This window comes from Pseudomonas sp. GM33 (genome assembly GCF_000282295.1).
Classification (GTDB): domain Bacteria; phylum Pseudomonadota; class Gammaproteobacteria; order Pseudomonadales; family Pseudomonadaceae; genus Aquipseudomonas; species Aquipseudomonas laurylsulfatiphila.
The window spans coordinates 12,889-32,374 of sequence record NZ_AKJO01000123.1 but is presented as its reverse complement, the minus strand read 5'-3'; the positions used below and the strand labels follow the sequence as shown (position 1 = coordinate 32,374).

The following is a 19,486-nucleotide window of genomic DNA, read 5'->3' as shown; positions in this document are numbered from 1 at the left end:
AGGCAGGCTGTCAGTCGACTGATGTTTTGACTGATACACCGCCTTCGCGAGCAAGCCCGCTCCCACAGGGTTCAGGGTTCTAGCGTTTGCGACAGAGTGTGAGCCCGTCACCCAACGGCAACAACGACAGATCCACCCGCACATCATCCTTCAACGCCAGGTTGAGCGCCTGGATCGCCCGGGTGTCCGCGCTCTCGGGGCTGGTCTCAAGCACACGCCCGCTCCACAGGGTGTTGTCGAACACCGCCAGCCCACCGACCCGCAGCAAACGCAGGGCATGCTCCAGATAACTCGGGTAGTTGGCCTTGTCGGCATCGATGAACACCAGGTCGAACTGCCCGCCCTGACCTTGCCGCTCAAGCTCGGCGAGGGTTTCCAGTGCGGGTGCCAGGCGCAGGTCGATCCGCCCGGCGAGCCCCGCTTCCTGCCAGTAGCGCCGTGCGATGGCGTTGTAGTCGCCGGGGATGTCACAGCACATCAGCAAACCGTCAGCCGGTAATGCAGCCGCCATGCACAGCGCGCTGTATCCGGTGAACGTACCGACTTCGAGCAAGCGTCTGGCGCCGGTCAGCTTCACCAGCAAGGCAAGAAACTGTCCCTGCTCCGGCGCCACCTGCCAGCGCGCCATCGGCAGCGCCTGGGTCTCATCGCGCAAGCGCTTGAGCAATGGTGTTTCGCGCAGGGAAACATCGAGCAGGTATTGATACAGGTTGTCGTCGAGATTGAGCGTGCGAGCAGTCATGAGCAGAAGCTCCGGACGTTACGGGTTGCGCGCCAGATGTTCAGGCTGCAGAACACGCTTGGCGCTCAGGTAAGCCTTTTGCCAATAGGCCTTGGACAGACTGTCGAGCTTCACGGTGCCGCCGGTGGCCGGTGCATGGACAAAACGCCCTTCTCCCACGTAGATCCCGGCATGACTGACCTGGGAACCGCCATTGGTGGCAAAGAAAAGCAGGTCACCGGTTTGCAGGCCTTCCTTGCCGACATTCGCCGCTTGCATGGAGATCATCTCGCGCGTGGTGCGCGGCAAGGCAATGCCGGCGACATCGCGATACACATAGGCGATCAGGCCGCTGCAATCAAATCCGGAATCCGGCGTATTGCCACCCCAGCGATAAGGCGTACCCACCAGGCCGAGCGCACGAAACAGCACGTCTTCCGCTTCGGGCGAAAAAGCTTGCGGGGAACCAAATACGATGGGCGCGCGCACCACCGGTGCGGGAGGCGGTGTGCGGCTGGCGCAGGCACTGAGCAGCGTGGCGAAGAACATGATTGCGAGGCGGGCCGACGTCGTCATAAGCAGAACACCCTGATCTGGCTGCGGCTTTTTCTGCGGGGAGCGCAGAAAAGAAAACCGCCTGCGTAGTACGCAGGCGGTTTGCCATCATTTGTAGATCAAGATTCTAGCGGCTACACGACAAACTTCAAGTAAGACTTTAAGTTCGCCTTACAAAATGTCCGCTTATTTACGTGCAGTGACGATTGGCGACGCGCTAGGTGCCATCGCCAGGGCGCGCTTGGCCTCGATGAAGGTCTTGCTCCAGTAGCTGTCGCCCAGGCTATCGATGCGCACACCACCGCTGCGGCGGCTGCTGGAGTGGATGAACTGGTTGTCACCCAGGTAGATCCCGGCGTGACTGACGCGACCACGACGACCGTTGGTTGCGAAGAACAGCAGATCGCCCGGCTCAAGCTTGCTGCGCGAGACCAGCGGAGCGTCCACGTTGATCATTTCGCGGGTGGAGCGTGGCAGGTTCATGCCCGCTTCTTCGCGGAACAGGTAACCGATGAAACCGCTGCAATCGAAGCCGGCTTCAGAAGTGCCGCCGAAACGGTAACGGGTACCGATCAGGGACATGCCGCGTTCGAGGATGCTGTCGGCCAGGACCGGAAGCTGGTAGGACTTGCCGCCAGCGAAGTCTGCGAGTTCTTTTTCAGTGGCCAGTTCTTCCTGAAAGAGGGCGGAAGACTGGGCAGTGGCCGAGTTTTGAACCTGCTGTTGCGGCGCTTGCTGGGCCACTGGAGTGTGGGCAGCGCAACCGAACAACAGGGTGACGAGTGCGAGAGGCACGAGGGGTGCGAAGCGATTTAGCATGGGCACGACCGTGGCTGAAGTTGTAAAGAAGTCGAGACTATGCCCGCTATCGACCTCATTTGCAAATTCAATCAATCTTTTTGTGACTTATTGGTTTCTCGTTTACATCTAAGCGCTTAAGCCCATTTTAATCATGCACGCGGCCTGCAACCTTGCAGGAAAGCGCAATTTCTGGCGCCTGAAATATGCCGAAACGGCTGTAAGCCCCAGTTTCAGAGGGTCTACCAGCCGAGGGTTTCTTTCAAAAACGGGATTGTCAGCTTGCGCTGAGCCTGGAGGGAGGCCTGATCGAGACGCTCAAGCAGCTCGAACAGCGCGCTCATGCTGCGGGTACCGCGAGTCAGGATGAAATGCCCGACCTCATCGGTCAGGTGCAGTCCGCGACGGGACGCGCGCAATTGCAGGGCACGCAATTTGTCCTCGTCGGACAATGGGCGCATCTGGAAGATCAAGGCCAGGGTCAGGCGAGACTTGAGGTCTGCCAGCTTCACCGGCAACTCGCGCGGTGATGTCGACGCGGCAATCAGCAGGCGCCGGCCGCTGTCGCGCAGGCGATTGAACAGATGGAACAGCGCTTCTTCCCAGTCCGCCTTGCCGGCAACCGCCTGCAAGTCATCGAGACAGACCAGTTCGTACTGCTCAAGGTTATCGAGAATCTCGATCCCGCGATCGAGCAACTCAGCCAGCGGCAGATACACCGCAGGCTCTCCCAATTGCTCGAAGCGCAGGCAGGCAGCCTGCAACAGGTGCGTACGCCCTACCCCATCCTTGCCCCAAAGGTAGATCAGGCTTTCGGTCCAGCCGGCGTCGGCTTCGCATAGCCGCTCGACATAGCCGAGTGCAGCGGCATTGGCGCCTGGGTAGTAGTTGATAAAGGTGGCGTCGTCACGCAGACGCACACCTAGGGGCAACTGAATCGGTTTCATGCTGACTGAACAGTTCCAAAGGAACCGTTAGTGGCCTCTGTGTAAAGTTTGCGAAGTTTATACCCGTGAAGCGGGCCGCACAATGCGATAGACCACAAGCAAAATCAAAGGTTTGCGTTAACGCACCGGTTTTATGACAGTTTCTTTGGCGGTGCATGTGACAGTCGCGCTGTGTAATCAGGCGGACCCGGCACGAACCCGAGGCAGCCCGCCATCGCCCATCGACACCTTTTACAGCTGCTGTTCGTCAACGCCCCCGTAGATATCGGAATCCTTATACAAATCTTGCACATGGCGAACCAGCACCATGATCACCGCGGCGACCGGCAATGCCAGCAGCACACCGGTAAAGCCAAACAGCTCCCCCCCGGCCAGGATCGAAAAAATCACCGCCACCGGGTGCAGACCAATCCGGTCACCGACCAGCAGCGGCGTCAGCACCATACCCTCCAGCGCTTGGCCGACCATGAACACCGCGACAATGCCGAGCATCGGGTATAGATCGCCACCGAACTGGAACAGCCCTGCAATCAGCGCCGCACCGATGCCGATGATAAACCCCATGTACGGCACGATCGCCGCCAGACCGGCAATCAGGCCAATCAGCAAGCCCAGCTCCAGCCCGACCAGCATCAGGCCTGCCGCGTAGATCACCCCCAGGGCCACCATGACCAGCAACTGGCCCCGAATGAACGCACCGAGTACTTCATGGCATTCACCCGCCAGCGACACCGCGCGCTCCTCACGATCACGGGGCAGCAGGTTGCGGACCTTGGCCATCATCAGGTCCCAATCGCGCAACAGGTAGAAGCTCACCACCGGGATCAGCACCAGATTCGCCAACCAGCCAATCAACGCCAACCCCGAGGCCGTCGCATGACTCAGTACCACACCGACAACATCAGAGGTCTGACTCATATGCTCGCCGATGGCGGCCTTGAGCCTGTCGAACTTCCAGAAGCCCTCCGACAGACCGAATTTCGATTGCGCCCAGGGCAATGCCGTGTGCTGCAGCCAGTCGAGCATCTGCGGGGCCAGCTCATACAAGCGAAACAGCTGCCGGGCGAGCAACGGCACCAGGACCAACAGCAGCGCGGTCAGGATCAATGTAAACAGGGCAAATACCGCCACTACACCCCAGGTGCGAGACAGCCCCGCCTTCTCCAGTCGATCCACCAGCGGGTCGAACAGATAGGCCAACAGCAGGGCCACCAGGAACGGCGTCAGGATCGGATGCAACAACCAGACAAAAACACAAAGCAGGACCACCCCACCGAGCCAGAACCAACGCCGCGTATCGGCCATGAACCACTCCATTGCTTCTATATAAAGAGAGAAAAACTACCAGCGAAACCGCAGTTGCGGTGTCACCGCTGGCGCAGGCGCCTGGGCTGGCACCGCACCACCGGCGGCCGGTTGAACCGGCACTGCCGGAGTCGGTGCCTGAGCCGCCGGCGCTTCCTGCAACCGAGCCAGCGACAATTGCGCACGCAACTGCTCGGCGCTGCCATTGACCCGGTAGACGATCCGGTCGCCGTCGACGCTTTGCACGCGCCCGCCAAATGGCTCCAGCAAGCGCCCAAGGGACGCGTAGTGCTCAAGATTCATGCCTTGCACTTCCAGCAATTGCGCGCTCGAAGCACCGGGCTTGGCGACAAACCGCGGCGCCAGGCGCTCATTGACCGCCAGCATCACCGCATCGGCCACGGCGGCCTGATCGGCGCCCTGCACGCTGCCTGCCTCTTTTTTATCCCCCAGCCACAATTGCCACTTGGCTTGCCACTGCCCGCCCTCCTCTTTGGCGTGCACCGCGAGCAGGGCGTCGGCGTTGTAGCGTTCCGATGCCGCAAGCAAAGGGCCGGAATCTGCGCCTTCCAGATTCGGCGCGGTGGCGACGATCTGTTCGTTCAGGTCCGCCAATGGCAAGCGCAATGGCAAGCCCCGGTGCTGGGCAGCCCGACGCAGCGGCGCCGCACTGGCCTGGCCGTCGCCCACCAGGCTTGAACCCTCGGTGGAATCGTTGAGCCACCAGCCGAGGATCGACGGCCGATTGGCCCCCCACATGGCCAGGCCGGCGCGGCGCAGGGCCTGCTCGGTGGTACCCGGGTCGAAATCGACTTTCAGGACTTCCGGCGGACCGGCTTCAAAGCCGTATTGGCTGATGATCTGTTGCGGATCTTTGCGAATCGCCGCCAGCCCCGGATTTTGAGCGGCCTTGGGGTCACCGGTCAGGCGCAACACCAAAGTGTCCAATGCTCGTTGAGTCGCCTGGTCACGCTCCTCGGGCGACTGGCCATTCACCGGCTCACGTACCTGATAAAGGCCTTTGACGGTTTCGGCATGACTGATCAGGCTGACCACTGACAAACAACTCACAAGCAAGAATTTACAAAAACGCATGGAAGATTCCTGACGACAAGAGCGGCTGGAACAGACCGCATGAAGACGATCGAGCAAGGCTGTGACCATTGCCCGACGCAAAACATTCACACGTTCCGGGTAAGTTTTCGCACTGTCATAACGATAGACGGTTAATCGCGACACCTTATACAGCCATGCAGGATGCCATCGACACCGCGCATCAACGTTTTTTTTAACGGATATGGCCCTGCTGTCGGCCTGAGGATGGCCGCTGCGGCTCAAGCCTGATAAAATCGCGCGCCTTCGCAGACCGGCAACAGCCGGGCACTTTCGAAATTCGCGTGAGGCAATCGCCTTCGTCGATTTCGGCGGCCCCGCTGGACTCGGTCGTTACCCCTGAATCCCCCCTAAAGGCCTGGATCATGAGCAAGCAACCCTCCCTGAGCTACAAGGACGCCGGTGTAGACATCGACGCCGGTGAAGCATTGGTCGAACGCATCAAGAGCGTCGCCAAGCGCACTGCGCGCCCGGAAGTCATGGGCGGCCTGGGCGGTTTCGGCGCCCTCTGCGAAATCCCGGCCGGCTACAAACAGCCTGTGCTGGTTTCCGGTACTGACGGCGTCGGCACCAAGCTGCGCCTGGCATTGAACCTGAACAAGCACGACAGCATCGGCATCGACCTGGTTGCCATGTGCGTCAACGACCTGGTGGTGTGCGGCGCCGAGCCACTGTTCTTCCTCGACTACTACGCCACCGGCAAACTGAACGTCGACACCGCTGCCCAGGTTGTTACCGGCATCGGCGCTGGCTGCGAACTGTCGGGCTGCTCGCTGGTGGGCGGTGAAACCGCTGAAATGCCGGGCATGTACGAAGGCGAAGACTACGACCTGGCAGGCTTCTGCGTCGGCGTCGTGGAAAAATCCGAAATCATCGACGGCTCCAAGGTTGCTGCCGGCGACGCCCTGCTCGCCCTGCCATCTTCCGGCCCGCACTCCAACGGCTACTCGCTGATCCGCAAGATCATCGAAGTGTCCGGCGCCGACATCGAAAACACCCAGCTCGACGGCAAGCCGCTGACCGACCTGCTGATGGCCCCGACCCGCATCTATGTGAAGCCGCTGCTCAAGCTGATCAAGGAAACCGGCGCGGTCAAAGCCATGGCCCACATCACCGGTGGCGGCCTGCTGGACAACATCCCGCGCGTTCTGCCAAAAGGCGCGCAGGCTGTGGTTGACGTGGCCAGCTGGACCCGTCCGGCCGTGTTCGACTGGTTGCAAGAGAAAGGCAACGTCGACGAGAACGAAATGCACCGCGTGCTGAACTGCGGCGTGGGCATGGTCATCTGCGTGGCTCAGGAGCACGTTGAAGCCGCCCTGAACGTTCTGCGCGAAGCGGGCGAGCAGCCTTGGGTCATCGGCCAGATCTCCACCGCTGCCGAAGGCGCGGCTCAGGTAGAACTGAAGAACCTCAAGGCTCATTGATGTCTCAGACCTGTGATGTGGTGGTGCTGTTGTCCGGCACCGGCAGTAACTTGCAGGCCCTGATCGACAGCACGCGGACCGGCGACAGCCCGGTCCGCATCGCTGCGGTGATTTCCAACCGCGCCGACGCCTACGGCCTGCAACGCGCCAGGGACGCGGGTATCGACACCCGCACCCTGGATCACAAGGCTTTCGAAGGTCGCGAGGCCTTCGATGCCGCGCTGATCGAACTGATCGACGCCTTCAACCCCAAACTCGTGGTACTGGCCGGATTCATGCGCATTCTCAGCGCGGGTTTCGTGCGCCACTATCAGGGTCGCCTGCTCAATATCCATCCCTCGCTGCTACCCAAATACAAAGGGTTACACACTCATCAGCGCGCGCTGGAGGCCGGCGACGCCGAGCACGGCTGCTCCGTGCACTTCGTCACCGAGGAACTCGATGGCGGACCACTGGTCGTACAAGCTGTAATACCGGTAGAGTTACAGGATTCGCCGCAGAGTCTGGCGCAGCGGGTCCATGTTCAGGAACACCTGATCTACCCGATGGCCGTACGCTGGTTTGCCGAAGGTCGTCTGGCCCTCGGCGAGCAAGGTGCTTTACTGGATGGACAGCTACTCGCGGCCAGCGGCCACTTGATTCGAAACTAGGAGATTTTATGCGTCGCGCCCTGCTCTTCGCTTGCGCTCTGCTCGCTTTGCCCTTCGCTCAGGCGGCAGAACTTCAACCCTTCTCCGCCAGCTACACCGCCGACTGGAAACAGCTCCCCATGAGCGGCACTGCCGAGCGCAGCCTCGAAAAAACCAGCGACGGCAAATGGAAACTGAGTTTCAAGGCATCAATGATGATCGCCAGCCTGTCCGAGGAAAGCACCCTGACCCTGGACAAGGACACGCTGCTTCCGGAGTCGTACCACTTTGAACGTGGCGGCCTGGGCAAGGCCAAGAAATCGGATCTGGATTTCGACTGGAACACCAAGATGATCACCGGCACCGATCGCGGTGACGCCGTCAAGCTCCCCCTCAACCGCGGCATGGTCGACAAGTCCACCTACCAGCTGGCACTGCAACATGATGTCGCTGCCGGCAAGAAGACCATGAGCTATCAAGTGGTCGATGGCGGTGAAGTCGACACCTATGACTTCCGCGTGCTGGGCTCGGAAAAAGTCGACACCAAGGCCGGCCAGATCGATGCGATCAAGGTTGAGCGCGTACGCGACCCGACGCAGAGCAAACGCATCACCGTGATGTGGTTCGCCAAGGACTGGGATTACCTGCTGGTCCGCCTGCAACAGGTCGAAAACGACGGCAAGGAGTACAACATCATGCTCCTGGACGGCAAGGTCAACGGCAAGACTGTCAAAGGCAGCTGATCCGGATCGACACGAAAAGCCCCGCCATCGCGGGGCTTTTTTTGAATCAAAAGATCGCAGCCTTCGGCAGCTCCTACATGGATCGCGTAAACCTGTAGGAGCTGCCGAAGGCTGCGATCTTTTGATGCATTGAGGTCCACCGCCAACCGCGACAACTCCTGACTCGCCGCACTCGCCTGGTTCGCTCCTCTGATGCACTTGTTCGCGGCCGTATTGGGCAATGCGGTCGGACTCGCGCAAGCGAAAAGCCACACCTGTACAAGAAAACCGGAACGCATATCCGGCACCATGCTCTATACCTTCAAGGTCTTTTTGATCGAATAAATATCCTGTTGCCTGCGAGGTTTCCCATGACCGTTACCGTCAACACCGTTTCTGCCGAAGGCTTTCGCCACAGCATACAAATCGATGACCACGAACTCTTCGCCGACGTGCCCGTCACGGCGGGCGGAGCAGGCACCGCGCCGGAACCGCACGATTATTTCGATGCCGCGCTCGGCGCCTGCAAAGCCCTGACACTCAAGCTCTATGCGAAGAAGAAGGACATCCCGCTGACCGGTGTCGGCGTCGAGGTCAAGCGCGACAACAGCCTGGAACAGAAAGGCCAATACACGCTGCACGTCAAACTGACCCTCAAGGGCGTACTCACTGACGCCCAGCGCGACGAGCTGCACCGCGTGGCCGATCGCTGCCCGATCCACAAGCTGATGACCACCTCTGAAGTCAGCATCGAAACGCATTTGTCCGAAGGCGCCTTCAGCCAATAGCGGCAAGGGCTGCGCAAGCGGGTTATGCTCGAACGCATCACCCGCTCAGCCTGGAACGCACCATGACCACTCCGCTCGTGATCCGCCCCCGTACCGAAGACGTCGAAGGCCAGCCGATCCTGCGCCCACTGCCATCCGCCAAGTGCCGCAGCGTCGGGCCATTCGTGTTTTTCGATCACATGCTGGAGACCCGTTATCCGCCGGGTAAAGGCATGAACATCCGCCAGCATCCGCACATTGGCCTGTCCACCCTGACCTATTTGTTCCAGGGGCAAATCCGGCACAAGGACAGCCTGGGTTCCGATCAGGTTGTTGATACCGGCGATGTCAGCTGGATGACGGCCGGCAGCGCCATTGCCCACGTCGAACGCACGCCCGAGGCCCTCAAGGAGAGCGGCTTCACGATGCACGGCTTGCAGATCTGGCTGGCATCGCCCAAGGACAAAGAACAGGGTCCGGGGCATTACAGCCACCATCCGGCGTCCACCTTGCCAGTCAGCGAAAACCTGGGGGTGAAGATCCGCATGATCGCCGGGTCGGGTTTTTGCCTGGAATCACCGGTGCCGGTGCTTTCTCCTACGTTGTACGCGGAATTGCACCTGCAAACGGCGACGACATTGCTGATTCCCACCGAGCATGAAGAACGTGCGCTGTATGTGTTGAGCGGCGAGGTGCAACTGGATGGCGAGCTGATAGAACCGCATTCGCTGGTGGTACTGCCTGCTGGAGAAGAGTTGACCCTGTTTGCTGAAAGCGACAGTCACGCCGTGTTGTTTGGCGGCGCGCCGCTGGACGGGCCACGGCGGATCAACTGGAATTTTGTCGCGAGCGATCCGGCGGCGATTGATGAAGCGCGCCGGCGTTGGGCGACCGGGGACTGGCCGACGGTGCCGGGGGAAGTTGACCGGATCGAGTTGCCCTGAAAGATCGCAGCCTTCGGCAGCTCACAGGGAAATGTGTTCTCCTGTAGGAGCTGCCGCAGGCTGCGATCTCTTGATCCTGGGGCAATCAGCCCTTGAACACTTCATCCAGCAGATTGTGCATCGAAGTGAAGGCCCGGGCAGCCACCTTGGCGTCATACATCATCATCCCCGGCACATTCGCATGCGGATCGGTGAACGAGTGGAACGCCCCACCGTAGCTGAGCAACTGCCAGTCCACACCGGCCGCGTTCATTTCATCTTCGAACACAGGCAACTGCTCCTTCGGCACCAGTGGATCGGAAGCACCGTGCAGGACCAGGACCTTACCCTTGATGTTTTTCGCGTCCGCCGGATTCGGTGTGTCCAGCGTACCGTGGAAGGATACCGCGGCCTTCACCGGCGCACCGGTACGGGCAAACTCCAGGGCACAACAGCCGCCGAAACAGAAACCGTAGGTCGCCAGCTTCGACGTATCGACTGCCGCCTCGCCCTGGCTCTGCAACTGTTCGAACGCCACCTGCATGCGCTTGCGCAGTAGCCCACGGTCATTCTTCAACGGCATCATTGCCGCCCCAGCCTCGTCATTGTTCGACGGACGAACCGATTGCCCGTAAAGATCGGCGATCAGCACCACGTAGCCCTTGGCTGCCACGGACCTGGCGATCTCCTCGGCACCGGCGCTGACGCCCATCCAGTTCGGCGCCATCAACAAACCCGGACGCGGACCTTTATGGTCGGCATCGAAGGCCAGACGGCTTTCGTAGACCTGGCCATCGATCTGATAGGCAACGGAACGTACAGTGATTTGGCTCATTTCTGACTCCTGATTGTTGAACACCAGAATGAAAAAACCCGCCGAAGCGGGTTTTTCTGCAACACAGTTAAGCTGATAGCTCGACCAACAGTTTGTTCAAGCGGCGCACATAGGCCGCCGGATCTTTCAAGCTGTCGCCGGCCGCCAGGGCCGCCTGATCGAAGAGGATGTGCGACAGATCGCCAAAGCGCTCGTCACTCTGCTCATTGTCGAGCTTCTCGATCAGCGGGTGGGCCGGGTTGAATTCGAAAATAGGCTTCGAATCCGGAACCTTCTGCCCGCTGGCTTCGAGGATCTGGCGCATCTGCAGGCCCAGGTCCTGCTCGCCGATGGCCAGGATCGCCGGCGAATCGGTCAGGCGATGAGACACCCGAACTTCCGCAACGGATTCGCCCAGCGCGGTTTTCAGACGCTCGACCAGACCTTCCTTAGACTTCGCGACTTCTTCCGCGGCCTTCTTGTCCTCTTCCGAGTCCAGGTTGCCGAGGTCCAGGTCACCGCGCGCCACGTCGACGAAGCTCTTGCCGTCGAAGTCGCTGAGGTAGCTCATCAGCCACTCGTCGATGCGGTCGGTCAACAGCAGCACTTCGATGCCTTTCTTGCGGAAGACTTCCAGGTGCGGGCTGTTCTTGACCTGCGCGTAAGTTTCGCCGGTCAGGTAGTAGATCTTGTCCTGACCTTCCTTGGCGCGCGCCAGGTAATCAGCCAGGCCCACAACCTGCTCGCCATCGTCGCTTTGGGTCGATGCGAAACGCAGCAGACCGGCGATTTTTTCCTTGTTGGCGAAATCTTCTGCCGGGCCTTCCTTCATGACCTGACCGAAGTTTTTCCAGAAGCCCTTGTATTGCTCAGGCTCGTTCTTCGCCAGTTTTTCCAGCATGTCCAGCACGCGCTTGGTCAGCGCCGACTTCATGGAGTCGATGATCGGGTCTTTCTGCAGGATTTCCCGCGACACGTTCAGCGACAGGTCATTGGAGTCGACCACACCCTTGATGAAGCGCAGGTACAGCGGCAGGAAAGACTCGGCCTGATCCATGACGAACACACGCTGCACGTACAGCTTCAGGCCTTTTGGCGCTTCACGCTGGTACAGATCGAACGGAGCGCGGGTCGGCACGTACAGCAGCGAGCTGTATTCCAGCTTGCCTTCGACCTTGTTGTGGCTCCAGCTCAGCGGATTTTCAAAATCGTGAGCGATGTGCTTGTAGAACTCCTGGTATTCCTCGTCCTTGATCTCGGTACGCGGACGGGTCCACAGAGCGCTGGCGCGGTTGACGGTTTCCCATTCAACGGCCGGCTTCTCTTCGCCTTCAACGGCCGCCACTTCTTTCGGCAACTCGATCGGCAAGGCGATGTGGTCGGAGTACTTCTTGATGATGTTGCGCAGGCGCCAGCCATCGGCGAACTCGTCTTCACCGGATTTCAGGTGCAGGACGATGCGAGTGCCGCGCTCGGCCTTGTCGATGGTCGCAACTTCGAAGTCACCTTCGCCCTTGGACGACCAGTGCACGCCTTCACTGGCAGCGCTGCCGGCACGACGGCTGTATACATCGACTTTGTCGGCGACGATGAAGGCGGAGTAGAAACCGACACCGAACTGGCCGATCAGGTGCGAGTCTTTTTTCTGGTCGCCGGTGAGGTGCTTCATGAAATCGGCGGTGCCGGATTTGGCGATGGTCCCCAGGTGTGTGATCGCGTCTTCGCGGCTCATGCCGATACCGTTGTCTTCGAGGGTGACGGTTTTAGCGTCCTTGTCGAAGCTCACGCGGATTTTCAGTTCGGCGCCGCCTTCCAGCAGCTCTGGCTTGGCCAGGGCTTCGAAACGTAATTTGTCGACAGCGTCAGAGGCGTTCGAGATCAATTCGCGAAGGAAAATTTCCTTGTTGGAATACAGCGAATGGATCATGAGATGCAGCAGCTGCTTCACCTCGGTCTGGAAGCCCAGGGTTTCCTTTTGAGTTTCCACACTCATGGTCATCAAACTCCAATCAGATGGCATAAGCCGCGACCTTGAGGGTCGGCGGCGGGTTGTCATCAGAGTTTGGGGCTGAGTTCAGGATTTCAAGGGCTCCTCGAGTTTGAAATGTGCACGGGCCGTGGCAATGGGTTCGGCCTCGGTACTTTGCCAGGCGGTAATCGCCACGTTGGCAACCCGCCGTCCCTGGCGGCAAACCTGGCATCGGGCCCAGGTGTCGCGAAACTGCCCAGCCCGCAGGTAATCCAGGGAGAAGTCGATGATCTTCGGCACCCCGGATGATCCGGTAAACACCAGCAGGTGCAGCGCCGCTGCCAATTCCATGAACCCGGCGATCACACCGCCATGAATCGCCGGCAGCAAAGGGTTACCAATGTTGTCCTTGTTCGCCGGCAGCTTGAACAGCAGCTCATCGCCCACCCGTGAACATTCGACACCGATCAGCCGGGCATAGGGAATCAACCCCAGCAGAGAGGCGTAGTCACCCTGCTCATGGGCCTTTTGCAATTGGTCCTTCAGCGACTCGCTCATTGCGCACCTCCGGCAACCGCGCCACCAAAGCCCTTGGTGCCTTTGATGCCCTTGCCCATGCGCATGAATGTGCCCATCACATGGGCAATGGGTTGTCCGGGGTCATCCTGATAGGCGAAGCCACGGGCAAAAATCACGTCGGTGGTGACCCGGTAGCACTGGGCGAAGCCATAGACATCCTTGTGCGGTTCGGCGGCGTGCATGTAGTCGATGCGCAGGTCGAGGGTGGGGCAGACTTCGAACTCCGGGAGCACACAGAGCGTCGCCATGCCACAGGCCGTGTCCATCAGCGAGGTCAGTGCCCCGCCATGAATCACGCCGGTTTCGGGATTGCCAACGATCTGCGGGCTGTATGGCAGCACGATCGTCAGCCCTTCGCTGCTGGCGCTGTGAACGCTTAGTCCAAGTACCTGACAATGTCGCAGCGCCGACAAAAAGCGCTTCGCTCGCTCAAAAACGGGGTTCTCAGTCATTTGATAAACACTCTTGTTTGCGTTCGCACAATGCGGTGGCAGTCCGGGTAAAAGTTCCGCATTAGAACAAAACTTATATATCTGAAAGAATTAAGGAACTTAACCCTGATGTATGGGTTCTTAAGGCCAGTAGATGCTTTTCATCAGGAGAAACACCCCATGCGTAAGACTTTAGCTATTGCCTTGATGTTGACCGCTTCCCTCGGTCTCGCTGCCTGCGATAAAAAATCCGAGGACAAAGCTCAAGAAGCTAACAAACATGCTGAGCAAGCTCAGCAAGACATGAGCAAAGCTCAGGATAAAGTGAACGACGCGGCGAAAGAAAACGCCGAAGCTGCCAAAGCTCAGGCTGAATCGAACGCGGAAGCGGCAAAAGAGGCTGCTCCGGCTGCACCGGCCACTCCGGCCGCTCCAGAAGCGCCTAAAAACTAATCCGGTTTTTAGCGTGATAAAAGAAAACCCGCCAAGTGCGGGTTTTCTTTTGCCTTCAAAAAAATGCTTAGAGCAAAATCGTTCGAAAAGTCGGACTAATCATCAGCAACAGCGAACAGATTAATCCCACCAGCCAGACCAGACTGCGTTGCCAGGCCAGGTCCTTCCAGTAACACACCAGATAAATAACCCTAGAGATCACAAAGATGATCGCGAGCAAATCGATGAGCCAGCCTGCCGTTTGCGTTGTATGCGCCATCAACACACCCACCGAAAACAATATGAAGGCTTCAAAACTATTCTGATGTGCCGCCACCGCACGGGCACCGAAACCTGTGAGTTGGCCCTGCTGCTGGCGCGGCAGATGATTGTTGTAACCGCCCTGCTCTTTCATGGCCTTGGTCACGGGCATACGCGCCACGTAAATCAGCACGGCACTGATAAACACGCACCAGAACGGAATACTCATCAAGCAGCCTCTTTGATCACCTCGGGCAATGGCGCCTCTGTAGGGGTATAGACCATCACGTCGAGAACGTCAGAGTGAAACTCGCGACGGTACAACACAAATACCACGCCGGCGCTCATCAACATGAACAACCAGGGGCTGACAAACCAGGCCAGCATGGTCATGCCGAAGTAGTAGGAACGCAGCCCGAAGTTGAACTGGTTGGCGGCCATGGAGATGACACGGGCCGCGCGGGAAGCAAACGCCTTGCGCTCCTGCTCCGACACAAGACGCTCGCCGACCATTGGCGCCGAACCTACCAGTACCGCCGCAAAGTTGTACTGGCGCATGCACCAGCTGAACGTGAAGAACGCATAGACAAACACCAGCGCCAGGCACAGCAACTTGATTTCCGACATGCCCTGGGACGCCTGCTGCACCATCGGGATATCCGCCAACAACGATACCGCCCTTTCCGAAGCCCCCAGCACCGTGAGAATACCGGCCAGGATAATCAACGTACTGGAGGCGAAGAACGAAGCGTTGCGTTCCAGGTTGCCGATCACGCTGGCATCGGCGATGCGGTTGTCGCGCAGCAGCATGCGGCGCATCCAGTCTTCACGATAGAGGTGCAGCACACTGGCCAGGCACGCGGTATCACGGCCTTTCCAGGTGGCATAACGGGTGTACCCGCCCCAGCAGATGACGAACCAGATGGCGGCAAGGATGTGGATCAGATTGGCTTGGATGAACGACATGCAGGTCCTTGTGATGTGCAAGAGGAGTACCGAATCCCTGTGGGAGCGGGCTGGCTCGCGAAGGCGGCTTATCATCCAACATGGATGTTGACTGACCCACCGTCTTCGCGAGCAAGCCCGCTCCCACATCAGGATTTGCAATGCTTCGACGTTAGCGCAACGCAAAAGACACCGCATCACCCCATAAAAAAATGCCCTGTATCGATTGATACGGGGCATTTCTGTTTTTTCACAGGCCCGCTTGTGACGGGCCGGTAAAGCTTAAGCCAGCGCCTCTTCGCGCTTGCCCAGCAGACGGTCGCAGACCACGGCAACCACCAGCGTCATCACCGAAGGCACCAGCCAGGCCAGGCCCTGCTCGCTCAGCGGCAGGTGCGCCATTTGCGTCGGCATCCAGTCCGCCAGGCCTGCACCCTTGAGGGCGTCGATCAGGCCGAAGATGAACGACACCAGCATCACCGGGCCGAGGATACGACCCTGTTCATGCCAGAAGTCCTTGCAGAAGCTCAACGCCACCAGAACGATGCACGGCGGGTAGATCGCGGTGAGAACCGGGATCGAGAACGCAATCAGCTTGGTCAGGCCCAGGTTGGACACCAGCAGCGAGAACGCCGCGAGGATGATCACCAGTGTCTTGTAGGACAGCGGCACCACTCGGCTGAAGTACTCGGCGCAGGCACAGGTCAGGCCGACCGCGGTCACCAGGCACGCCAGGGAAATCAACACAGCCAGGAAACCGCTGCCCAGCGAACCGAAGGTGTGCTGCACGTAAGCGTGCAATACCGCCGCGCCATTGGTAGCGCCAGCGGCCACTTCATGGCTGCCCGAACCGAGACGGAACAGGCTGACATACACCAGTGCCAGGCCGACGCCGGCGATCAGGCCGGCGATGATCGCATAACGGGTGATCAGTGCCGGCGACTCGACGCCGCGGGAACGGATGGCGTTGACGATGACGATGCCGAACACCAGGGCGCCCAGGGTATCCATGGTCAGGTAACCATTGATGAAGCCTTGGGAAAACGGTGCCGCCACGTATTCAGGCGTGGCCTGGCCAATGTCTCCGGCCGGCAGGGCGAATGCTGCAATGCCCAGCACGGCCAGGGCGATGATCTTCAGCGGAGCGAGAAAGCGCCCTACGGTATCCAGCAAACGGCCTGGGTACAGCGAGATGAAGAATACCAGCAGGAAGTAAACCGAGCTGTACAGAAACAATGCCAGCGGGCTCTCGCCGGTCAGCGGCGCCAGGCCCACTTCGAAGGATACCGTCGCGGTACGTGGCGTCGCGAACAGCGGGCCAACAGCGAGATAGCAGGCCGCTGCCAACAGGCCACCGGCGACTTTACCGATCGGGCTGCTCAAGGCATCCATTGCGCCGCCGACCTTGGCCAGCGCCACAACGGTGATCACCGGCAAACCAACGGCCGTGACCAGGAAACCCAGCGCCGCCATCCAGACATTGGGCCCGGACTGCAAACCGACGATAGGCGGGAAGATGATGTTGCCAGCCCCGACGAACAGGGCAAACGTCATAAAACCAAGTGCCAGGATGTCCTGGCCTTTCAACACTTTCATTAAGGAAATACCACACTACTGAATCGGAATTTAGAGAGGGATTTCCCTATGGGTGAGGGAAATGCTGTCAGTCCGTATAAGACCGACCCTTTTAGCGCGTTGGTGCCTTGTGGGCCGCGGACGCAAAAATGGCGCGTAGCCTAACGAATTTGGACCAGAAACGCACTGTTAGAGGGCGAACTATCCGATACGCGACATTTCCGTGTCGCGTTTATGCATATAAATGGTTGGTGCCTGTAAGTCCGTCATCGCGAGCAAGCTCGCTCCCACAGGGATTTGTAGTGGTCATGCAATCTGATCCATACCGCAAAAACTGTGGGAGCGAGCTTGCTCGCGATGAGGCCCTGCCAAACAACGCATAAACCCCGGAAATGACAAAGGCCACCCGAAGGTGGCCTTTGTTTGGTATAGCGTCAGTCAAGCACGAGGCTTACTTGACAGCCCAACCAGTCAGCTCGGCCAGGGCCTTGCCGATGTCTGCCAGCGAACGCACGGTTTTAACGCCTGCGTCTTGCAGAGCAGCGAATTTCTCGTCTGCAGTGCCTTTGCCGCCAGAGATGATTGCGCCAGCATGGCCCATGCGCTTGCCCGGAGGAGCAGTCACACCAGCGATGTAGGAAACAACCGGCTTGGTCACGTGTGCCTTGATGTAGGCAGCCGCTTCTTCTTCAGCCGAACCGCCGATCTCACCGATCATCACGATCGCTTCGGTCTTCGGGTCTTCCTGGAACAGCTTCAGGATGTCGATGAAGTTCGAACCCGGGATCGGGTCACCACCGATGCCGACGCAAGTCGACTGACCGAAACCGGCGTCAGTAGTTTGCTTCACAGCTTCGTAGGTCAGGGTGCCGGAACGGGAAACGATACCGACCTTGCCTGGCAAGTGAATGTGACCTGGCATGATGCCGATCTTGCATTCGCCTGGAGTGATCACGCCTGGGCAGTTAGGGCCGATCAGGGTAACACCCAGCTCGTCGCACTTAACTTTAGCGTCCAGCATGTCCAGGGTAGGAATGCCTTCGGTGATGCAGACGATCAGCTTGATGCCGCCGAAAGCAGCTTCCAGGATCGAGTCCTTGCAGAAAGGAGCCGGAACGTAGATCACGCTGGCGGTGGCGCCAGTGGCCGCTACGGCGTCTTTCACGGTGTTGAACACTGGCAGGCCCAGGTGCTCGGTGCCGCCTTTGCCTGGAGTTACACCACCCACCATCTTGGTGCCGTACTCGATGGCTTGCTGGGTGTGGAAACTACCTTGCGAACCGGTAATACCCTGGCAGATAACTTTGGTGTCTTTATTGATCAGGACGCTCATTATTTGCCCTCCGCAGCTTTGACAACTTGTTGAGCAGCGTCGGTCAGGCTGGTAGCAGCGATGATGTTCAAACCGCTTTCTGCCAGTACTTTAGCGCCCAGCTCAGCGTTGTTGCCTTCAAGGCGAACAACAACCGGGATTTTCACGCCGACTTCTTTCACAGCGCCGATGATGCCTTCGGCAATCATGTCGCAACGAACGATGCCGCCGAAGATGTTGACCAGTACTGCAGCGACGTTAGTGTCGGACAGGATGATCTTGAACGCTTCGGTAACGCGTTCCTTGGTAGCACCGCCGCCCACGTCGAGGAAGTTGGCTGGCTTGCCGCCATGCAGGTTGACGATGTCCATGGTACCCATGGCCAGGCCAGCACCGTTGACCATGCAACCGATGTTGCCTTCCAGCGCTACATAGTTCAGTTCGAACTTGGCAGCGTGCGCTTCGCGCGGATCGTCCTGCGACGGATCGTGGAAAGTCTTCAGCTTAGGCTGACGGTACATGGCGTTGGCGTCGATGTTGATCTTGGCGTCCAGGCAGTGCAGATCGCCGTCAGCCTTGATCACCAGCGGGTTCACTTCCAGCAGGGCCAGATCGTGATCCTGGAACAGTTTGGCCAGACCTACGAAGATCTTGGCGAACTGGGCAACTTGCTTGCCTTCCAGACCCAGCTGGAAAGCCAGTTCACGACCCTGGAATGGCTGAGCGCCAACCAGTGGATCGATAGTGGCCTTCAGAATTTTTTCTGGCGTGTCGTGAGCGATTTTCTCGATGTCCACGCCACCTTCGGTGGAAGCCATGAACACGATGCGACGGCTCGAACGGTCAACGACAGCGCCCAGGTACAGCTCTTTAGCGATATCAGTGCACGATTCAACCAGGATCTTGGTGACTGGCTGACCATTGGCGTCAGTCTGGTAAGTCACCAGACGCTTGCCCAGCCACTGCTGTGCGAAGGCTTTGGCGTCTTCTTTGTTGCGAACCAGCTTGACGCCGCCCGCTTTACCGCGACCACCGGCGTGGACCTGGGCTTTGACAACCCACTCGCTGCCGCCGATTTTGTCGCAAGCTTCTGCTGCTGCTTCCGGGGTGTCTACCGCGTAACCGGTGGATACTGGCAGGCCGTACTCAGCGAACAGCTGCTTACCCTGATACTCGTGAAGATTCATGCTTATTACCGTCTTCGTTAGGTACTGCGCATTCGGTGCTGCACTCGTTCAAGTGCCGCACCACCTGTGACTGCTGC

General features: G+C 59.1%; 21 protein-coding genes. 6 read left to right on the top strand and 15 right to left on the bottom strand.

From position 1 onward, the window contains the following. Nucleotides 1-79 precede the first annotated feature (79 nt). The 6 genes from PMI26_RS07375 to PMI26_RS07400 all read right to left on the bottom strand — a co-directional run bounded on the left by PMI26_RS07375 (nucleotide 80) and on the right by PMI26_RS07400 (nucleotide 5,421). On the bottom strand, nucleotides 80-742 hold the full coding sequence (locus PMI26_RS07375; RefSeq protein WP_007977548.1) for a class I SAM-dependent methyltransferase: 663 nt from the start codon (nucleotides 740-742) through the stop codon (nucleotides 80-82). 18 nt (nucleotides 743-760) lie between these two features. After that, nucleotides 761-1,297, bottom strand: coding sequence for a C40 family peptidase (locus tag PMI26_RS07380; protein ID WP_007977547.1), 537 nt, complete (start codon nucleotides 1,295-1,297; stop codon nucleotides 761-763). A gap of 165 nt (nucleotides 1,298-1,462) precedes the next feature. Continuing rightward, nucleotides 1,463-2,095: a C40 family peptidase gene (locus PMI26_RS07385; RefSeq protein WP_007977546.1), complete on the bottom strand. Its 633-nt coding sequence runs from the start codon at nucleotides 2,093-2,095 to the stop codon at nucleotides 1,463-1,465. A gap of 221 nt (nucleotides 2,096-2,316) precedes the next feature. Next, nucleotides 2,317-3,021, bottom strand: coding sequence for a DnaA regulatory inactivator Hda (gene hda, locus PMI26_RS07390; RefSeq protein WP_007898944.1), 705 nt, complete (start codon nucleotides 3,019-3,021; stop codon nucleotides 2,317-2,319). A 231-nt stretch (nucleotides 3,022-3,252) separates the two neighbouring features. Next, entirely contained in the window at nucleotides 3,253-4,326 is a 1,074-nt protein-coding gene (locus PMI26_RS07395; RefSeq protein ID WP_007977545.1) for an AI-2E family transporter, read from the bottom strand. Nucleotides 4,327-4,362: 36 nt separating this feature from the next. After that, nucleotides 4,363-5,421 (bottom strand): DUF2066 domain-containing protein, encoded by a 1,059-nt coding sequence (locus tag PMI26_RS07400; protein ID WP_007977544.1) that lies wholly within the window; start codon nucleotides 5,419-5,421, stop codon nucleotides 4,363-4,365. Nucleotides 5,422-5,804: 383 nt separating this feature from the next. Between PMI26_RS07400 and purM the strand changes: the two genes are divergently transcribed. The 5 genes from purM to PMI26_RS07425 all read left to right on the top strand — a co-directional run bounded on the left by purM (nucleotide 5,805) and on the right by PMI26_RS07425 (nucleotide 9,925). Continuing rightward, complete coding sequence (gene purM, locus PMI26_RS07405; protein ID WP_007977543.1) at nucleotides 5,805-6,863, top strand: phosphoribosylformylglycinamidine cyclo-ligase; 1,059 nt, start codon at nucleotides 5,805-5,807, stop codon at nucleotides 6,861-6,863. Beyond that, nucleotides 6,863-7,513 (top strand): phosphoribosylglycinamide formyltransferase, encoded by a 651-nt coding sequence (gene purN / locus PMI26_RS07410; RefSeq protein ID WP_007977542.1) that lies wholly within the window; start codon nucleotides 6,863-6,865, stop codon nucleotides 7,511-7,513. Before purM ends, purN begins: the two co-directional genes overlap by 1 nt. Before the next feature lie 8 nt (nucleotides 7,514-7,521). Then, on the top strand, nucleotides 7,522-8,235 hold the full coding sequence (locus PMI26_RS07415; RefSeq protein ID WP_007977541.1) for a DUF3108 domain-containing protein: 714 nt from the start codon (nucleotides 7,522-7,524) through the stop codon (nucleotides 8,233-8,235). 350 nt (nucleotides 8,236-8,585) lie between these two features. Continuing rightward, complete coding sequence (locus PMI26_RS07420; RefSeq protein ID WP_007977531.1) at nucleotides 8,586-9,002, top strand: OsmC family protein; 417 nt, start codon at nucleotides 8,586-8,588, stop codon at nucleotides 9,000-9,002. Between the two features lie 62 nt (nucleotides 9,003-9,064). Beyond that, the gene (locus tag PMI26_RS07425; RefSeq protein ID WP_007977530.1) at nucleotides 9,065-9,925 is read left to right on the top strand and encodes a pirin family protein; all 861 of its coding nucleotides are present in this window, start codon (nucleotides 9,065-9,067) and stop codon (nucleotides 9,923-9,925) included. Nucleotides 9,926-10,010: 85 nt separating this feature from the next. Here PMI26_RS07425 and PMI26_RS07430 read toward each other — a convergent pair whose 3' ends face one another. The 4 genes from PMI26_RS07430 to PMI26_RS07445 form a co-directional block, all read right to left on the bottom strand. Next, nucleotides 10,011-10,739 (bottom strand): dienelactone hydrolase family protein, encoded by a 729-nt coding sequence (locus tag PMI26_RS07430; protein ID WP_007977529.1) that lies wholly within the window; start codon nucleotides 10,737-10,739, stop codon nucleotides 10,011-10,013. A gap of 67 nt (nucleotides 10,740-10,806) precedes the next feature. Continuing rightward, nucleotides 10,807-12,711, bottom strand: a complete 1,905-nt coding sequence (gene htpG, locus PMI26_RS07435; RefSeq protein WP_007977527.1) for a molecular chaperone HtpG — start codon at nucleotides 12,709-12,711, stop codon at nucleotides 10,807-10,809. Nucleotides 12,712-12,792: 81 nt separating this feature from the next. Next, the gene (locus PMI26_RS07440; protein WP_007977526.1) at nucleotides 12,793-13,245 is read right to left on the bottom strand and encodes a PaaI family thioesterase; all 453 of its coding nucleotides are present in this window, start codon (nucleotides 13,243-13,245) and stop codon (nucleotides 12,793-12,795) included. Continuing rightward, on the bottom strand, nucleotides 13,242-13,718 hold the full coding sequence (locus PMI26_RS07445) for a PaaI family thioesterase (protein ID WP_007977524.1): 477 nt from the start codon (nucleotides 13,716-13,718) through the stop codon (nucleotides 13,242-13,244). Before PMI26_RS07445 ends, PMI26_RS07440 begins: the two co-directional genes overlap by 4 nt. A gap of 159 nt (nucleotides 13,719-13,877) precedes the next feature. Here PMI26_RS07445 and PMI26_RS07450 point away from each other — a divergent pair, with 159 nt between their 5' ends. Beyond that, a complete protein-coding gene (locus PMI26_RS07450) occupies nucleotides 13,878-14,150 on the top strand; it encodes a hypothetical protein (RefSeq protein WP_007977522.1) in 273 nt (90 codons plus the stop codon). 67 nt (nucleotides 14,151-14,217) lie between these two features. On the opposite strand, the gene PMI26_RS07455 is transcribed toward PMI26_RS07450, so the two are convergent. The 5 genes from PMI26_RS07455 to sucC all read right to left on the bottom strand — a co-directional run bounded on the left by PMI26_RS07455 (nucleotide 14,218) and on the right by sucC (nucleotide 19,409). Further along, nucleotides 14,218-14,619: an MAPEG family protein gene (locus PMI26_RS07455; RefSeq protein WP_007977521.1), complete on the bottom strand. Its 402-nt coding sequence runs from the start codon at nucleotides 14,617-14,619 to the stop codon at nucleotides 14,218-14,220. Beyond that, on the bottom strand, nucleotides 14,619-15,356 hold the full coding sequence (locus PMI26_RS07460; protein ID WP_007977519.1) for a DUF599 domain-containing protein: 738 nt from the start codon (nucleotides 15,354-15,356) through the stop codon (nucleotides 14,619-14,621). The genes PMI26_RS07455 and PMI26_RS07460 overlap by 1 nt, the downstream gene beginning before the upstream one ends. A 261-nt stretch (nucleotides 15,357-15,617) precedes the next feature. Beyond that, on the bottom strand, nucleotides 15,618-16,931 hold the full coding sequence (gene brnQ / locus PMI26_RS07465; RefSeq protein ID WP_007977517.1) for a branched-chain amino acid transport system II carrier protein: 1,314 nt from the start codon (nucleotides 16,929-16,931) through the stop codon (nucleotides 15,618-15,620). A 430-nt stretch (nucleotides 16,932-17,361) separates the two neighbouring features. Continuing rightward, a complete protein-coding gene (gene sucD / locus PMI26_RS07470; RefSeq protein ID WP_003223019.1) occupies nucleotides 17,362-18,243 on the bottom strand; it encodes a succinate--CoA ligase subunit alpha in 882 nt (293 codons plus the stop codon). Further along, entirely contained in the window at nucleotides 18,243-19,409 is a 1,167-nt protein-coding gene (sucC, locus tag PMI26_RS07475) for an ADP-forming succinate--CoA ligase subunit beta (protein WP_003223015.1), read from the bottom strand. The genes sucD and sucC overlap by 1 nt, the downstream gene beginning before the upstream one ends. Between the last annotated feature and the right edge of the window lie 77 nt (nucleotides 19,410-19,486).

Excerpts from the sequence above, each read along its gene's own strand:
- PMI26_RS07445 (WP_007977524.1), bottom strand. The coding sequence starts at position 13,718 with ATGACTGAGAACCCCGTTTTTGAGCGAGCGAAGCGCTTTTTGTCGGCG.
- sucD (WP_003223019.1), bottom strand. The coding sequence starts at position 18,243 with ATGAGCGTCCTGATCAATAAAGACACCAAAGTTATCTGCCAGGGTATT.
- PMI26_RS07425 (WP_007977530.1), top strand. The coding sequence starts at position 9,065 with ATGACCACTCCGCTCGTGATCCGCCCCCGTACCGAAGACGTCGAAGGC.
- PMI26_RS07455 (WP_007977521.1), bottom strand. The coding sequence starts at position 14,619 with ATGAGTATTCCGTTCTGGTGCGTGTTTATCAGTGCCGTGCTGATTTAC.
- purN (WP_007977542.1), top strand. The coding sequence starts at position 6,863 with ATGTCTCAGACCTGTGATGTGGTGGTGCTGTTGTCCGGCACCGGCAGT.
- PMI26_RS07420 (WP_007977531.1), top strand. The coding sequence starts at position 8,586 with ATGACCGTTACCGTCAACACCGTTTCTGCCGAAGGCTTTCGCCACAGC.
- PMI26_RS07415 (WP_007977541.1), top strand. The coding sequence starts at position 7,522 with ATGCGTCGCGCCCTGCTCTTCGCTTGCGCTCTGCTCGCTTTGCCCTTC.
- PMI26_RS07430 (WP_007977529.1), bottom strand. The coding sequence starts at position 10,739 with ATGAGCCAAATCACTGTACGTTCCGTTGCCTATCAGATCGATGGCCAG.
- sucC (WP_003223015.1), bottom strand. The coding sequence starts at position 19,409 with ATGAATCTTCACGAGTATCAGGGTAAGCAGCTGTTCGCTGAGTACGGC.
- PMI26_RS07380 (WP_007977547.1), bottom strand. The coding sequence starts at position 1,297 with ATGACGACGTCGGCCCGCCTCGCAATCATGTTCTTCGCCACGCTGCTC.
- PMI26_RS07400 (WP_007977544.1), bottom strand. The coding sequence starts at position 5,421 with ATGCGTTTTTGTAAATTCTTGCTTGTGAGTTGTTTGTCAGTGGTCAGC.
- htpG (WP_007977527.1), bottom strand. The coding sequence starts at position 12,711 with ATGAGTGTGGAAACTCAAAAGGAAACCCTGGGCTTCCAGACCGAGGTG.
- PMI26_RS07440 (WP_007977526.1), bottom strand. The coding sequence starts at position 13,245 with ATGAGCGAGTCGCTGAAGGACCAATTGCAAAAGGCCCATGAGCAGGGT.
- PMI26_RS07375 (WP_007977548.1), bottom strand. The coding sequence starts at position 742 with ATGACTGCTCGCACGCTCAATCTCGACGACAACCTGTATCAATACCTG.
- purM (WP_007977543.1), top strand. The coding sequence starts at position 5,805 with ATGAGCAAGCAACCCTCCCTGAGCTACAAGGACGCCGGTGTAGACATC.
- PMI26_RS07460 (WP_007977519.1), bottom strand. The coding sequence starts at position 15,356 with ATGTCGTTCATCCAAGCCAATCTGATCCACATCCTTGCCGCCATCTGG.
- PMI26_RS07385 (WP_007977546.1), bottom strand. The coding sequence starts at position 2,095 with ATGCTAAATCGCTTCGCACCCCTCGTGCCTCTCGCACTCGTCACCCTG.
- hda (WP_007898944.1), bottom strand. The coding sequence starts at position 3,021 with ATGAAACCGATTCAGTTGCCCCTAGGTGTGCGTCTGCGTGACGACGCC.
- PMI26_RS07450 (WP_007977522.1), top strand. The coding sequence starts at position 13,878 with ATGCGTAAGACTTTAGCTATTGCCTTGATGTTGACCGCTTCCCTCGGT.
- brnQ (WP_007977517.1), bottom strand. The coding sequence starts at position 16,931 with ATGAAAGTGTTGAAAGGCCAGGACATCCTGGCACTTGGTTTTATGACG.
- PMI26_RS07395 (WP_007977545.1), bottom strand. The coding sequence starts at position 4,326 with ATGGCCGATACGCGGCGTTGGTTCTGGCTCGGTGGGGTGGTCCTGCTT.